Source organism: Nocardia sp. 852002-51101_SCH5132738 (assembly GCF_001665695.1).
In the GTDB taxonomy this organism is placed as follows: Bacteria; Actinomycetota; Actinomycetes; order Mycobacteriales; family Mycobacteriaceae; genus Nocardia; species Nocardia nova.
The window spans coordinates 54,408-69,300 of record NZ_LZML01000107.1 but is presented as its reverse complement, the minus strand read 5'-3'; the positions used below and the strand labels follow the sequence as shown (position 1 = coordinate 69,300).

The window sequence follows — 14,893 nt, the reverse complement described above, 5'->3', positions numbered from 1 at the left end:
CTCCACCGCCAGCGCCCGATCCTGAAGGAGAACCCCGGTGACCGACCCCGCTACGCCCGAGCCCTCGACCGGCGAGGCGCGTGCCGAGCAGGGTACGCCCGCCGAGGCGGATCTCGAGATCGTGGCCCGCCAGCTCGGCCGTGAGCCACGCGGGGTCCTCGCGATCGCTTATCGCACGCCCGACGGCCAACCGGCGGTCGTGAAGACCGCGCCGCGCCTGCCCGACGGCACCGGTACCGCGGGCTGCTCGATGCCGGGCACCTGCACGATGTAGGCGGTGTCGCCGGGCATCACCAGGCGCAGCCGGTCGCGGGCCTCGGAGCGGATGTAGGCGGGATCTTCCTGTTGTGCGCGGCGGTCGCGCAGCCGCGTCAGATCGTTTTCCAGATCGCGGCGCTGTTCGGCCAATTGCACCGATTCGGAACGCTGACTGAAATACGTGCGCATCGGTACGGCGAGGGTCAGCGCGAGCGCGCACAGCACCGCGGCCAGAATGACGGCCCGCCCGGTCGACAGCCCGAAAATCCGGCGATCGTGGCGATCCTCGGACTTCTTCGACTTCGCGCGCGTGGTGCGCGGTTCGGATTTCGTGCCGGCCGGGCGTCGTTGCGCGGCCCGTTTGCCGGCGGACGTGCGCGCGGAGCCGTTCGCGGTCCGCTCGGGCCGGGGCGACCGCGTCGAGCGGCGGTCACCGCGTCCTGCCGGACTGGTACCGCGCGCCCGTCGCTCCGTCATCCCCACACCTCGAAATCGCCTGCCTCCATAGCGGCGCTGCGATTCGACCGCACAGCGCAACGGTTCCGCGCGGTGACCGGCCGCTGTATCGACCGGCCCCGCACGCCACAACCGTTGACGAGGCTACTACCCCTCGAAGACGAACCGGGGGAATGCGACGTCACCGGCGTAGCGAGCCGAATCACCGAGCGCGTCCTCGATGCGCAGCAGCTGGTTGTACTTGGCGACGCGTTCGCTGCGGGCCGGGGCGCCGGTCTTGATCTGACCGCTGCCGACCGCGACCGCCAGATCGGCGATGGTGGTGTCCTCGGTCTCGCCCGAGCGGTGGCTCATCATGGACTTGTAGCCGTTGCGGTGGGCCAGCTCGACCGCGTCCAGCGTCTCGGTGAGGGTGCCGATCTGGTTGACCTTCACCAGCAGCGCGTTGGCGGCGCCCTTGGCGATGCCGTCCTCGAGCCGCTCCGGGTTGGTGACGAACAGATCGTCGCCGACGAGCTGAATCTTGTCGCCGATCAGGTCGGTCAGCGCGACCCAGCCGTCCCAGTCGTCCTCCGACAGCGGGTCCTCGATCGAGACGAGCGGGTACGCGCCCAGCAGGTCATTGTAGAACTCGGCCATCTGCTCGGCGGTGCGCTCTGCGCCCTCGAACTTGTAGCCCGTTCCGGCGGTGTAGAACTCGGTCGCGGCCACGTCGAGAGCCAGCGCGACATCGCTGCCGAGGTTGTAGCCGGCCTTGCCGATCGCCGAGGCGATCAGGTCCAGCGCCTCGCGGGTGCCGCCGGCCAGATCCGGGGCGAAACCGCCCTCGTCGCCGAGGCCGGTGGACAGGCCCTTGGACTTCAGCTCGGCCTTGAGGGCGTGGTAGACCTCGGCACCCCAGCGCAGCGCCTCGCGGAAGGTGGGCGCACCGATCGGGGCGATCATGAATTCCTGCACGTCGACACTGGTGTCGGCGTGGGCGCCACCGTTGAGGATGTTCATCATGGGCACCGGCAGCACATGCGCGTTCGGCCCGCCCAGGTAGCGGAACAGTTCCAGGCCCGAGGACTCGGCGGCCGCGCGGGCCACCGCCAGCGATACACCCAGCAGGGCGTTGGCGCCCAGGCGGGACTTGTCCGGGGTGCCGTCCAGATCCAGCAGCACCTGGTCGACGGTGCGCTGCTCGACCGCGTCCAGGCCGATCACGGCCGGTGCGATCTCGTCCAGCACACCCTCGACGGCCTTGCGAACGCCCTTGCCGCCGTAGCGGTCGCCGCCGTCGCGCAGCTCCACGGCCTCGTGCTCGCCGGTGGAAGCGCCGGACGGCACCGCCGCGCGGGTCAGCGTGCCGTCGTCGAGAGCGATCTCGACCTCGACGGTGGGGTTACCGCGTGAATCCAGGATCTCGCGAGCTCCGACCTGTTCGATGATGGCCACGAAACGACACTCCTTCGGCTGCTGGCAATCAATTCGGGGGCCCTGCCCACCGCCGTCCACGAGCAGGTCGCACGGCGGGCCCGTGCGCCTGCGAGCCTAATGGGTACGGTCCGGACCGCACGACACAGGTGGGCACGCGGTCCCGGTCGCCCGGCGCGCGGTCGTCAGGCGCGGCGGCCGACGCTGTATGCCGCCGCCTTCGTCCGCACGGTCGCCATATAGGTAGTGGACTGGTTGTAGGTCAGCACCGCCTTCTGCCAGCCCTCGGCGGTGCGCAGATCGCCGCCGCTGGCGCACAGGTAGCGCGCGGCGGTCAGCGAGGCGTCGTCGATGCTGTCCGGATCCGCGCGACCGTCCCCGTTGGCGTCCACACCCCAGTGCTGCCAGGTTTCGGGCAGGAATTGGAACGGCCCCTCGGCGCGCACGTAGACCGGGGCGCCGGCGCGTGCGGTGGCCTCGTCGTCGAGAATCCTTGCGACACCGGGTGATCCGTCCAAGGGGATGCCGCGGATCGGCGGGCGGACCTCGCCGTCGGCATCCAGCGCGGAACCGCCGTGGCGGCCGTGCTTGCTCTCCACCCTCGCGATGCCCGCGATCGTGGTCCAGCCGATGCCGCAGTCGGGACGCGACCGGGCCATGACCTCGGCCGCGTATCCGTAGGCCTCGAGCGCGACCGTGGGGATGCCGAGCGCGTCCGACTGCGCTTGCGCCCAGTCACGCAACTGTTCGGCACTGCGACCGGGCGCATCGAGGTCGATCGGCGGAACCGGTGCCCCCGCACCGGGCGGAATGCCGTCCGGAATCGCGGGCAGGTTGTCGGTTCCCGCACATCCGGACAGCAGCGCGACCGCCGCGACGGCGGCGAACGCGAGGGGCCGGAATCCGGGGATGGTCGAACGCACGTTTCCATCATCCAGATTCGCGCGCGGATGGCACGCACCGTGACGGCGCACTCCACCCGACTCCGGCATACGAGCAGCTACCTTTCCCGCATCCGTTCCATACCGAAACGCTATGTCCAGCGGCGTACTTTAGGTAAGCCTTGCTTAAGATCAACGGAGCGACTAACTTCGCAGTCCGAGTCTTCACCACCTGCTTCATCCCCATTGCGAGGAAGGGAACTCCTGGTGAAAAACGTTCTCCGCGAACGTAAGACACCCCAGCACGAAGAAATCGAACCGATCGACCGCCGTACGCTCGCCCCCGAAGCCGCGGCGGCCGTGTTCTGTTCGGCCGAAGAGATCGCGATCACACTCGACCGCACCCCCGGTGGTTCCGCGCCGATCCGCCGCACCCTCGCCGATCCGGCGCTGATCCGGCTCGTGAACGCCTACGCCGCCGAACTTCCGGCCGCGGTGCGCACCGCCCTGCGACCGCCCGACACCCCCGCCGGTGCGACGATCATCGGCCGCCTGCCGGTGCGCGACGACGAGCTCGGCCCCACGCCGCCCGACTGGACCCATGCCGCCGAACCGGCGTGCCCGGAGTCGTTTCGCCTGGATATCGCCCTGTTGCTGCTCGCCCGCTGCGCCGGCGAACCCTTCGGCTGGCAGGGCCAGCAGGGTGGGCGGCTGGTCAACAACATCCTGCCCACACCCGGCCACGAACACGAACAGTCCGGCGCCAGCAGCACCACGCTGCTGAGCCCGCACACCGAGGACGCCTTCCATCCCGAGCGCGCACATCTGCTGTTGCTCGGCTGTCTGCGCAATCCCGACCGGGTGGGTACCACCATCTCCTCGGTCCGCCAGGTGAACCTGGATGCGGACGGGCGCCGGCTGCTCGCCGAACCGACACTGCCGATCCTGCCCGACGTCTCCTACGGCGAGGATTTCGGCGAGCACCACCCCGCCCCGGTGGCCACCGTCGGCGCCGGTGACGGCGGGCCGACCCTGCGCTACGACCCCGCCTACACTCCACTCGACGACGCGGGGGCCGAATACCGTTGCGCCTACTCCCATCTCGGCGCCGAATTGGAACGAGTCTGTCACCGTGCGGTGTTGGAGCCGGGGGAGTTGCTGCTGATGGACAATGATGTCGTCGTGCACGGCCGGGTTCCCTTCACGCCCCGATACGACGGGACCGACCGCTGGCTCAAGCGGGTCAACATCCGGCTGGCACGCCGCCGCGCACCGGCCGAGTCCGGTGAAAGCGGATACGGACAGCGGACGGTGCGGCCGTTCACGCCGAATCGCTATGCGGCACCGAATATCTCGCCCCGATGAACCGACCAGTGAACCGAGGAACGCAGTGAGCAGCCGCCCCACCCCGTTGCGCGTACTCAGCCGCAGCGATCTCGCCGATGTCCCGATCGCGCCCAACGAGGTGGTGCGCGCCGTCGAGGACGCCTATCTGGCCCTGGCACAGGGCGATTCGGACAACCCCCGCAAGCTCAGCGTGGCGCATCCGGACGGCTGGTCGGTGGCGTACGCGATGCTCGGGCGCGACGGCCGCCGCCGGGTGGTCGCGATGAAGACCTCGTACAAATTCGATCCGAGCCACGACCGCAGCACCAAGCGCTACTACACCACCATCACCCTCTACGACGACGCGACCGGCACCCCGATCGCGATGATGGACTGCGCGCGGGTCGGCGCGCTGCGCACACCGGCGGTGTCGGCGCTGCTGGTTCGCGAGACGGTGCGGCCGGGCGCGCGCAGCGTGCTGCTGATCGGCACCGGCACCCAGGGCCGAAACGCCCTGCCGCACTTGCTCGCCGCGAATCCGCAGTTGAACCGGCTGATGGTGTTCGGCACCCACCCCGAGGGGCTGGAAGCGGTGGGCACCCACCTGCGCGCGCACGCGCCGCACCTGGATCTCGACGTGGTCGACGATCCGCGCGCCGCGGCGGCGACGGCCGATGTGGTGCTCGCGACCGCCGGGCCCGGCACGCAGGTCGCCCTCGAATCCGATGATCTGGCACCGGGTTCGGTGGCCGTGCTGGTCGGTTACGGACTGGCGCCGTCGACTTTGACCGATGCCGATCGGGTGGTCGCGACCAGTGCCGAACAGATGGCGCTGACCGGCACCGATATGGCCGGGCCGGACGGTCGGCTGCGGTCGGTGGACGCGGAACTGCCCGCGATTCTCGGACGTCGGGCGACGGCGCGCACGAGGCCCGACGAACGTCTGTTCGTCTACAACAGCGGCCTGGTCCTCACCGATATCGCCGTCGCGCACGCGCTGGCCGAACGCGCCATCGCCGAGGGCCGGGGCACGGAGGTGCCGCTGTGGGACTGACCGGGGCGCACACCCCTGGCGCTACGCGTTCGTCCCGGCCGGCCGCGAACCGGACGACGATCCAGCCGCCCGCTACACCACGCGCGGGCCGCCCGGCGACAGCGCGGCGAGCGCGCCCATGCGGTATGCCCACTGCGCAAACAACTTTCGGCGACTCGAAGCGGTCGTCGGCCTCGGAGACGACGCGGTGACCGCGAGCCGGAGTACGCAGGCGCCCGACGATACGTTGACCTCTCCTTCGATCACAGCGCCGCCCCTCCCCGCTCACCGGGACGAGTGGGAGCGCCTACTGCTGGCCGACGCCCATCTGCTCGACGACATCGCCTACGCGGTCGGCGGCCCGTTCCACGTGCTGTACCCGGAGCGGGTGGGAGTCAACATCGACGGCTTCCGCGAGCAGTTCCGGCGCCACGGGGTGGACGGCGCGATCTACTACGGCAAGAAGGCCAACAAGTCCGCGGCCGTGGTGCGGGTGTGCGCCGAACACGGCGCCGGCGTCGATGTCGCCAGCGTCGGCGAGCTGAGTTCGGCTCTGGCCAACGGCATCCGGGGTCACGATCTGGTGGTGACCGGACCGGCCAAATCCGATGATCTGCTGTGGCTGGCCACCCGGCACGGCGCCCTGATCGCCGTCGACGACCCCGGCGAACTCGCCCGGCTCACCGGCCTCGGCGCCACCGCCCGCGTGCTGCTGCGGGTACTCCCGCCGGATTCGACCAGCCGATTCGGCATGACCGACATCGAGCTCGACACGGTGCTGCACCGCGCCGATCCGGCCCCGATCCGATTGGAGGGGTTCAGCTTTCACCTCTCCGGCTACGACCCGATCGCCCGTTCGGAATTGGCGGCCGCACTGGTAGACCGCTGCCGGCACGCCCGCGCCCTCGGACATCCGGTCACCACCATCTCCATCGGCGGCGGATTCGGCGTCGAGTACCTGCCGGACACGGCCTGGCGCGCCTTCACCGAGGCACACGGTCCGCACTGGTTCCACGCGGACAAGACGTTCGATTCCTATTACCCCTACCACCAGCGTCCTGCCGGATCGGCCGCGCTGGCCGCCATCCTCGACCACGGCGATCTGGCGAAAGTTCTTCGCGCCCATGCTATTCGGCTCGCCGTCGAGCCGGGGCGCGCACTGCTGGACCGCGCGGGCAGCACCGTGTTCCGCGTTCAGGGCGTGAAAACGCGGACGGCACAGTCGATTCCCTACCAGCTGCTCACCGTCGACGGCACCAGCCTGAGCCTGTCCGAGCAATGGTTCGACAGCGAATATCTGCCCGACCCGGTGCTGTGGCCGATGCGGCCGGGTGCGGTGACTCCGGCCTGCGTCGGCGCCGCGACCTGCCTGGAATCGGACATGCTGAGCTGGCGGCGCATTCCGCTGCCACGTCCGGCCGTGGTCGGCGATCTGCTCGTCTACCCGAATACCGCCGGGTATCAGATGGATTCGAACGAATCGTCGTTCCATGATCTCCCCATCCCGCCGAAGGTGCTGCTGTCGAGTAGCCCGGACGCGGATCCCGCGCAGCCGCCGCGGTTGCGCTGGGCGCTCGAACGATAGCCCCGTTTCCCCACCACAACCCCGAGGAGACTCGCATGCCGATCGTCACGCGCGTGACGGACCTGATCGGAAACACTCCCCTGTTCGAGCTGGCCGTCACCGACGGCGGCACTCGGCTGCTACTGAAACTCGAACAGTGCAATCCGACCGGCGCGGCGAAGATCCGGATGGCCCGCGAAATGGTGCTCGATGCCGAACGCCGGGGTTTGCTGAGAGATGGCGGACATATTATCGAGTCCACATCCGGGAATACCGGACTGGGACTGGCGGTGGTCGCGGCCGAACGCGGCTATCGATTCACCGCAGTCGTGGACCACCACGCCTGTAAGGACAAACTGCGCGCGATGCGAGCCATGGGTGCCGACCTCGTCTACGTCGCCGCCGAGGGCGACGACAGCCTGGCCACCTCCGCCCGGGAGGATCTGGCCGAGGCGATGGCGGCCGCGCGGCCGGACGCCTACTTCACCGAACAGCACAACAACGAGGCCAATCCGGTCGGCTACTACGCCGTCGCCGAGGAGTTGCTGGCCGACCTCGGAAATGTCGACATCCTGCTGTCGGCGGTCGGCACCGGCGGATCGCTGTTCGGCACCGCGCGGCGGCTGCGCGACCTGGGCCATCCCGCGCGGGTGATCGGGGTGGAACCGGTCGGATCGATCGCCTTCGGCGGGCCGGGCGGACCGTACTGGCAGTCCGGCACCGGCACCCCGCCCGGCGCGACCGTCGGTACGGCCGTGGACTATTCGCTGCTGAACGAGGGAGTCACCGTCTCGGACGTGGACGCCTTCGCCACCGCCCGCGCGGTCGCGCAGCGTTCCGGTCTGCTCATCGGCGGATCGGCGGGCGGCTCGGTGTACGTGGCACTGCAGCGGCTCGAGGAATTCGAACCGGGCTCGACGATCGTCACCATCGTCTGCGACGGCGGCGAGAAGTATCTCGACACGGTCTTCGACGACGAATGGATGAGCGATCGCGATCTGCTCGATCGCACCGCCGAGCACGCGGTCACCGACCTGCTGGACCGCTACGCCCCCGGAGCCCCGGCCGCGTCCGAGGCACGAAATCTCGTGGGGGCTCGATGAATCCGGGCGATGCCCGGGAGGTCCGGGCATGACCGCCGCCACACCCCGCGGCGACGGACGCCGGCTGACGGCACTCGCGACGCCCATCGCGCTGACCCAACTGGCCCAGGTCGCGATCTCGACCACCAATATCGCGTTGATGGGCAGCCTCGGCGTCGACCAGGTGGCGGCCGGCGGGCTGGCACTGGTGTTGTTCAACCAGATCCGCACCATGTGCGTCGGGTTGATCACCGCCAGTGGCAATCAGGTGGCAACCGTGGTGAGCCGGGCCGAGAAGCAGCACCGCAGCCCCGAGCCCGAGATCCGCGATGTGGTCCGATCGAGCTTCCTCATCGCGACCGCGGCGGGGTTGCTCGGCGGTCTCATCCTGGTCGGCCTGGGCTGGTCGCTGCAGTGGCTGGGCCAAGACGCGGCGGTGCTGGCCGCGGCCCGGCCGATGATGGTGGCGCTCGCCCCCGGCCTGCTGCCGTGCCTGTGGTTCCAGGTATTGCGCCAGTACACCGTCGGCATGCAAAAGCCGCAGGCACTGCTGGTGGTGACGCTCGGCTCGGTGGCCTTGAACGCGGTGGTCGCGCTGGCGCTGATCCACGGCTGGGCCGGACTGCCCGCCCTGGGACTGACCGGCGTCGGCGTGGCGTCCTCGGTGGTCTTCCTCGTCACCTTCGCGGTGTTCTGGGTGATGGTGCGCCGCGACGCCGCGCTGAGGCCGACGCTGCCGATGCGGATATGGCCGGTACGCCGGCCAACGGTCACCGCGGAACTGCGGCTCGGCGCGCCGATCGCCCTCACCTACGGCTCCGAGGCCGGCATGTTCTCGGTGCTGGCCCTGGCGATGGGCACGCTCGGCCCGGCGGCGCTGGCCGCGCACAATGTGGTGTATCAGCTCGTCTACATCGTGTTCCAGGTCGCGGTGGGGCTCTCGCACGGGGTCTCGATCCTGGTCAGCCGGGCCGTGGCCCGCGACGAGTTCCGCCGCGCCCAGAATCTGGCCTGGCTGGTATTGCGGCAGGCGGCCGTGGTGGCCGCCGTGGTCGGCGTCCTGTACGTCGCGGCGCCCGATCTGGTGCTGCGTCCGTTCCTCACCGGCCGCGACGGGGCCACCATCGAGCTCGCGCACAGCCTGCTGCTGATCGCCGTCGTCCTGCAGTTCTTCGACGCCGCGCAGAACATCGGCAACGGCCTGCTGCGCGGGATCAAGGACACCCGGGCCGGATTCCGGTTGTCGCTGGTGGGTTATTGGATCGTCGGACTGCCGACGGCGTTGCTGCTCGCCTTCCCGCTGGGTCTGGGCGCGAGCGGCGTGTGGTGGGGGCTGACCGCGGGCCTGGCCGCGACGGCCGCGCTGATGCTGCGGCGATATTTCTCGCTGCTGCATCACCGCGAGGTCGCCGAACCCCGCCAGTTGGCCGACAGCCTCAACTGATCCGTACGCACCCCTACCACCAGTGCGGTTCACCTCGGCGGCTCGCACCCCAGCAAGTAAGCGGCACAACGGTTTACACTGGGGTGCCAGTCGCGGCCGATGCCGCCGCGTGAGCCGACCGTGAGGTGACGAGATGGTAGCCAGTGCCGGAGAACGTCAGCAGCCCGCGACCGAGCATCCCGAACTGGACATCCTGCCCACCTGGCCGCTGGACACCATCGCCGTCCTGGTGACCACCGATCCGTCGCCGCACGCGATTCCCGTGAGCTGGCCGGTGCGCGCCGACGATCGGCGAATCCTGTTGAGCCTCAAGTTCGATCGCGGGTCCCTGGCCCGGCTGCGCAAACGTCCCGACGTCGCGCTGCTGATCCTCGGCGGCGGCAATGTGGCACTGTGCGCCCGCGGTCGCGCGCGAGTGATCGCCGATCCGATGCCCGGCGCCGAGGACTATGTGGCCGTCGCCATCGATGTCGAGGTGATCGACGACCACCGCCAGGGCGCGTTCGAGGTCGAGGCGGGCATCCAGCGCACGGTTCTCGACGAACCGGAACTCGAATACCTCCGCTCGCGTGTCGCCACCCTGCAGCAGATGGTCGACGCGAAGAATTGACGGCATGATCGCCGCCTTCTCGGTCACCCCGCTCGGCACCGGCGCCGATGTAGGCCGTGCCGTCGCCGAAGCCGTCCGCATCGTCCGCGCCAGCGGGCTGCCGAACGAAACCAACGCCATGTTCACCACGCTCGAGGGGGAATGGGACGAGGTGATGGCGGTCATCAAGCAGGCCTCCGACGCCGTCCTCGCGGTCGCGCCGCGCTGCAGCCTCGTGATCAAGGCCGATATTCGTCCGGGAGTCACCGGCGCCCTCACGTCGAAGGTCGAGACCGTCGAACGCTATCTCGCGGAAGGCTCCTGACCACCCGACACGGGCGAGCCGACCGGGCGCGACCTCACGGCCGGCGCTGCCGGTCCCCCAGCGAGTCGGCGAAGGTTTCCCAATGGGCGCGCCACTCGTCGGGACCCAGCGGTCCGCGTACGCCGCGGGTCCGCTCGGCCGCGTCCTCGGCGGCCCGGATTCGCGCCGCGAAGTCCAGCGTGGCCTTGCGGAGCCGCTCCTCGGCACTTTCGGGTCCGCCCAGGTGAATCACCCGCAGCTCCTCCGGGACCAGATCCTCGGGCAATCCCGCCTTCGCGCTACGGGAGCGAACCTTCTCCGCCAGCGCCAGCGCGGGTTGCGCCATCGCGATCCCGTCCAGGCAGGAGCGGCGCGCCTTCTCGGTGAGTTTGCGTTCCTCCCAGGCTCTTTCCTGGGCGGCGACCTTCGCGGCCACATCCGCACCGGCGTCCACGACCGGATCCGACAGATGCGGACTGCGGTGCACAAGTTTCGCAACCAACGCCGCGGCCACATCGTCGACCGTGAATTCGCCTGCGGCCTGCGCGATCCGGGAATGGAACAGCACCTGCAGCAGCAGATCGCCGAGTTCCTCCTTGATCGTCTCCGCATCGCCGTGCTGGATGGCGTCGAGGAGTTCGTAGGTCTCCTCCAGCAGATACGGCCGCAGCGAGTCGTGGGTCTGGGTGACCTCCCAGCCACCGAAATCCCACAGCCGGTCCATGACCTCGACGGCCTCGGTCAGGCCGTGCGCGACCCGTGCGGAATCAGCCGCGGCGTCGTCGGTTCCGCCCGACGGGCGCTCGCCCCGGTCCTCGCTCACCCGACCGCGACCTCCGCGCCCATCGCGAGGTCGACCATGCCCTTCGGCTTGCCGTCGAGCGCCAGCAGCAGATCGGCGACGAACTGCAACAACTGCACATCGCGCACCCGCGCCGCGCCGACGCTGTCCTCCACCCGCGGCAGCGGCAGCTGCACGATGCCCGTGGTGGGCCGGTAGTTCGCACTCGGATACAGCCGCTTGAGCCGCATCTGCTTCGAATCGGGCAGCTGCAGCGGCGACACCTTCAGCGTGGTGCCCGTGACACCGACCTCCTGGATGCCGTACTCGCGGCACAGCAGTCGCAACTTGGCGACCGACACCAACCGGCCGACCTCCACCGGCAGCGGGCCGTACCGGTCGACGAGCTCCTCCACCACGGCCGCGAGCGCCGAATCATCCTGTGCCGCAGCCAGTTTGCGGTAGGCCTCCAGCCGCAGCCGGTCGCTGGCGATGTAGTCGGGCGGAATGTGCGCATCCACCGGCAGGTCGATCCGCACCTCCTTGACCTCTTCCTCGGTCGTGATCGGCCGGCCGTCGGCGGCGGCGCGATAGGCCTCCACCGCCTCACCGACCAGGCGCACGTAGAGATCGAAGCCGACGCCGGCGACATGTCCGGACTGTTCGGCGCCGAGAACGTTTCCGGCGCCGCGGATTTCGAGGTCCTTCATCGCCACGGCCATACCCGCGCCGAGATCGGAGTTCTGCGAGATGGTGGCGAGGCGGTCGTAGGCCGTTTCGGTGAGCGGCTTCTCGCCCGGGTACAGGAAGTAGGCGTATCCGCGTTCCCGGCTGCGCCCGACCCGGCCGCGCAGCTGGTGCAGCTGCGAAAGTCCCAGAGCGTCGGCCCGTTCGACGATCAGTGTATTGGCGTTGGAGATGTCCAGACCGGTCTCGATGATCGTGGTGCACACCAGCACGTCGAACTCGCGCTCCCAGAAGCCCTGCACGGTCTTCTCCAGCGTGTCCTCGTTCATCTGGCCGTGCGCCACCGCCACCCGCGCCTCGGGCACCAGATCGCGAATTCGCTTGGCGGCCTTGTCGATCGAGGAGACGCGGTTGTGCACGTAGAAGACCTGGCCGTCGCGCAGCAGTTCGCGGCGCACGGCAGCGGCCACCTGCTTGTCGTTGTAGCCGCCGACGTAGGTGAGGACGGGGTGGCGCTCCTCGGGCGGGGTGAGAATGGTCGACATCTCGCGGATCCCGGCCAGACTCATCTCCAGGGTGCGCGGAATCGGCGTGGCCGACATGGTCAGCACGTCGACGTGGGTGCGCAGCGCCTTGATGTGTTCCTTGTGCTCGACGCCGAACCGCTGCTCCTCGTCGATGATCACGAGGCCGAGTTCCTTCCACCGCAGACCGGTCTGCAGCAGCCGGTGCGTGCCGACCACGATGTCGACCTCACCGGTGGCCATACCGTCGATCACCTCGCGCGATTCCGCCGGATCGGTGAAGCGGGACAGACCCTTCACCGTGACCGGGAATCCGGCGACGCGTTCGGCGAAGGTCTGCAGATGTTGCTGTGCCAGCAGCGTTGTCGGCACCAGTACGGCGACCTGCTTACCGTCCTGAACGGCCTTGAACGCCGCGCGCACCGCGATCTCGGTCTTTCCGTAGCCGACGTCGCCGCAGATCACCCGGTCCATCGGGACCGGCCGCTCCATATCGGCCTTCACCTCGGCGATAGCGGTGAGCTGGTCGTGGGTCTCGGTGAACGCGAACGCGTCCTCCATCTCCTGCTGCCACGGCGTATCGGGGGCGAACGCGTGGCCGGGCGCGGCCTGCCGCGCGGCGTACAACTGCACGAGTTCGGTGGCGATCTCGCGAACGGCCTTGCGCGCCTTGCGTTTCGTATTCGCCCAGTCGGATCCGCCGAGTTTGGAAAGACTCGGCATCTCCCCGCCCACGTAGCGGGAGAGCTGATCCAGCGAGTCCATCGGCACGTACAACCGGTCGCCGGGCTGGCCGCGCTTGCTGGGCGCGTATTCGATCACCAGGTATTCGCGCCGAGCGCCGCCGACGGTGCGTTCGATCATCTCCACGAACCGGCCGATGCCGTGCTGATCGTGCACGACCATATCGCCCGAGCTCAATGCCAGCGGATCGACCTGATTGCGCCGGCGGGCGGGGAGCTTCTTCCCCTCGCCGGGCGCGGTGACGCGGTTGCCGGTCAGATCGGATTCGGCGATGACGACCAGTTTCGCGTCGTCGAACACGATGCCGTCATGCAGTGAACCGCACAGCACACCGACCAGCCCGCGCACCGGTTCGGCGCCCGGCTCGAGCGCCGCGGCCGGCACCTCGGCATCGGCGAGGCGTTCCTGAATGCGTTGCGCCGTACCGTGTCCCGCGACCACGATCACCGCGCACCCACCGGTGGTCACGTGCGCGCGCAGCGAGGCGAAGACGGTCGCGACCAGTTCCTCCGAACCGCGGGCCGCCGGGGCCGACAGCACCGGCAGCACGATCTCCGCGGGGTCGTCGGCGGCCAGCGGGCTCAGCGTCCACCACGGCAATCCGCGCGACTCGACACCGGCCCGCACGACATCCAGGCCGCGATACGCCGAGGACGCCAGATCCAGACCGTGCGCGCCCAACGGGGCCGAACCGCCGAAGGAGGCGGCCGTCCACGACGCCTCGAGGAATTCCTGTCCGGTGCGGACCAGATCGGCGGCGCGGGTGCGGATCTTCTCCGGATCGCACAGCAGCACATGCGACTGCGTCGGCACCACATCGGTGAGCAACTGGAGCTCGCCCGGCCGCAGCACCGGCAGCAGCGCCTCCATACCCTCCACGGGGATGCCCTGCGCCAGCTTCTCCAGCATTTCGACCAGCGCCGCGTCGGCCGGGTTGTCCGCGGCCACCTTCGCCGCGGATTCGCGCAGGTCCTCGGTCAGCAACAGTTCCCGGCAGGGCTGCGCCACAACGAGATCCACCTCGACCTCGGTGAGCGAACGCTGATCGGCGACCGAGAACGCGCGCAGTTCACTGATCTCGTCGCCCCAGAATTCCACACGCACCGGGTGATCGGCGGTGGGCGGGAAAATGTCGAGAATGCCGCCGCGGACCGCGAATTCGCCACGCTTGCCGACCATATCGGCGCGCTCGTAGGCGAATTCGACCAGCCGCGTGGTCAATTCGTCGAAATCGAATTCGGCGCCGACGCGCAGCACGATGGGTTCGATCTCGCCCAGTCCAGGGGCCATCGGCTGCATGAGCGACCGGACCGTGGTGACCACCACCTGCAGCGGTTCCGGATGGCCCGGATCCTCCGGATGCGCCAGCCGCCGCAGCACCTGCAACCGCCGGCCCACGGTGTCGGCGCTGGGCGACAATCGTTCGTGCGGCAGCGTCTCCCAGGACGGGAACAGCGCGACCCGATCGCCGATGATCTCGCTCAGCTCGACGGTCAGATCGTCGGCCTCCCGCCCGGTAGCGGTCACCACCACCAGCGGCCGCGCGGCCGCGACCGTCGCCGCCACGAACGGCCGGATCGCCGAGGGCGCGACCAGTTGCACCGAGGAGCGCCCGATCAATTCCCGAACCTGACTCAGCGCGGCATCGGCACCGGCCACCTCGGCCAGTCCCGCAAGAGGTGGGCGATGGCTCGGCATGAAAGAAACTCCCGGCTGCACAGATCGGCGAATCAGAGCGACCAATCGAGTCTATGTTTTCGGCCTCCGCTTCGCTCCGGCGGGGTTCTCGGCCCTCAGGCCTCGA

General features: G+C 69.4%; 12 protein-coding genes and 1 pseudogene. 8 read left to right on the top strand and 5 right to left on the bottom strand.

Features of this window, described 5'->3' with window-relative positions; all coding sequences use genetic code 11:
- Positions 1–37 precede the first annotated feature (37 nt).
- A pseudogene (locus A5789_RS37875) lies at positions 38–232 on the top strand (DUF501 domain-containing protein); the annotation flags it as partial.
- On the opposite strand, the gene A5789_RS16210 reads toward A5789_RS37875, so the two are convergent.
- The 3 genes from A5789_RS16210 to A5789_RS16200 all read right to left on the bottom strand — a co-directional run bounded on the left by A5789_RS16210 (position 169) and on the right by A5789_RS16200 (position 3,122).
- Positions 169–735, bottom strand: a complete 567-nt coding sequence (locus A5789_RS16210) for a septum formation initiator family protein (RefSeq protein ID WP_082940750.1) — start codon at positions 733–735, stop codon at positions 169–171. The pseudogene A5789_RS37875 and the gene A5789_RS16210 overlap by 64 nt on opposite strands.
- Before the next feature lie 126 nt (positions 736–861).
- Positions 862–2,151: a phosphopyruvate hydratase gene (eno, locus tag A5789_RS16205; RefSeq protein ID WP_064901788.1), complete on the bottom strand. Its 1,290-nt coding sequence runs from the start codon at positions 2,149–2,151 to the stop codon at positions 862–864.
- Between the two features lie 164 nt (positions 2,152–2,315).
- Positions 2,316–3,122, bottom strand: a complete 807-nt coding sequence (locus tag A5789_RS16200) for a lytic murein transglycosylase (protein ID WP_082940749.1) — start codon at positions 3,120–3,122, stop codon at positions 2,316–2,318.
- Positions 3,123–3,278: 156 nt separating this feature from the next.
- Between A5789_RS16200 and A5789_RS16195 the strand changes: the two genes are divergently transcribed.
- The 7 genes from A5789_RS16195 to A5789_RS16165 all read left to right on the top strand — a co-directional run bounded on the left by A5789_RS16195 (position 3,279) and on the right by A5789_RS16165 (position 10,374).
- The gene (locus A5789_RS16195) at positions 3,279–4,376 is read left to right on the top strand and encodes a TauD/TfdA family dioxygenase (RefSeq protein WP_064901789.1); all 1,098 of its coding nucleotides are present in this window, start codon (positions 3,279–3,281) and stop codon (positions 4,374–4,376) included.
- Positions 4,377–4,401: 25 nt separating this feature from the next.
- Positions 4,402–5,391 carry an ornithine cyclodeaminase family protein gene (locus tag A5789_RS16190; RefSeq protein WP_227463031.1) on the top strand — a complete coding sequence of 330 codons (990 nt, stop codon included), beginning with the start codon at positions 4,402–4,404 and terminating at the stop codon, positions 5,389–5,391.
- Positions 5,392–5,578: 187 nt separating this feature from the next.
- Positions 5,579–6,955, top strand: coding sequence for a Y4yA family PLP-dependent enzyme (locus tag A5789_RS16185; RefSeq protein ID WP_227463030.1), 1,377 nt, complete (start codon positions 5,579–5,581; stop codon positions 6,953–6,955).
- Positions 6,956–6,990: 35 nt separating this feature from the next.
- A complete protein-coding gene (locus A5789_RS16180; protein ID WP_064901790.1) occupies positions 6,991–8,037 on the top strand; it encodes a PLP-dependent cysteine synthase family protein in 1,047 nt (348 codons plus the stop codon).
- 28 nt (positions 8,038–8,065) lie between these two features.
- Positions 8,066–9,460: an MATE family efflux transporter gene (locus A5789_RS16175; protein WP_064901791.1), complete on the top strand. Its 1,395-nt coding sequence runs from the start codon at positions 8,066–8,068 to the stop codon at positions 9,458–9,460.
- Positions 9,461–9,593: 133 nt separating this feature from the next.
- The gene (locus A5789_RS16170) at positions 9,594–10,070 is read left to right on the top strand and encodes a pyridoxamine 5'-phosphate oxidase family protein (protein ID WP_030515243.1); all 477 of its coding nucleotides are present in this window, start codon (positions 9,594–9,596) and stop codon (positions 10,068–10,070) included.
- 4 nt (positions 10,071–10,074) lie between these two features.
- Positions 10,075–10,374 carry an MTH1187 family thiamine-binding protein gene (locus A5789_RS16165; RefSeq protein WP_030515242.1) on the top strand — a complete coding sequence of 100 codons (300 nt, stop codon included), beginning with the start codon at positions 10,075–10,077 and terminating at the stop codon, positions 10,372–10,374.
- Positions 10,375–10,408: 34 nt separating this feature from the next.
- On the opposite strand, the gene A5789_RS16160 is transcribed toward A5789_RS16165, so the two are convergent.
- Both A5789_RS16160 and mfd read right to left on the bottom strand, forming a co-directional pair.
- Positions 10,409–11,077: a MazG family protein gene (locus A5789_RS16160; protein ID WP_081879464.1), complete on the bottom strand. Its 669-nt coding sequence runs from the start codon at positions 11,075–11,077 to the stop codon at positions 10,409–10,411.
- 95 nt (positions 11,078–11,172) lie between these two features.
- On the bottom strand, positions 11,173–14,787 hold the full coding sequence (gene mfd / locus A5789_RS16155) for a transcription-repair coupling factor (protein WP_064901792.1): 3,615 nt from the start codon (positions 14,785–14,787) through the stop codon (positions 11,173–11,175).
- Positions 14,788–14,893: the final 106 nt, after the last annotated feature.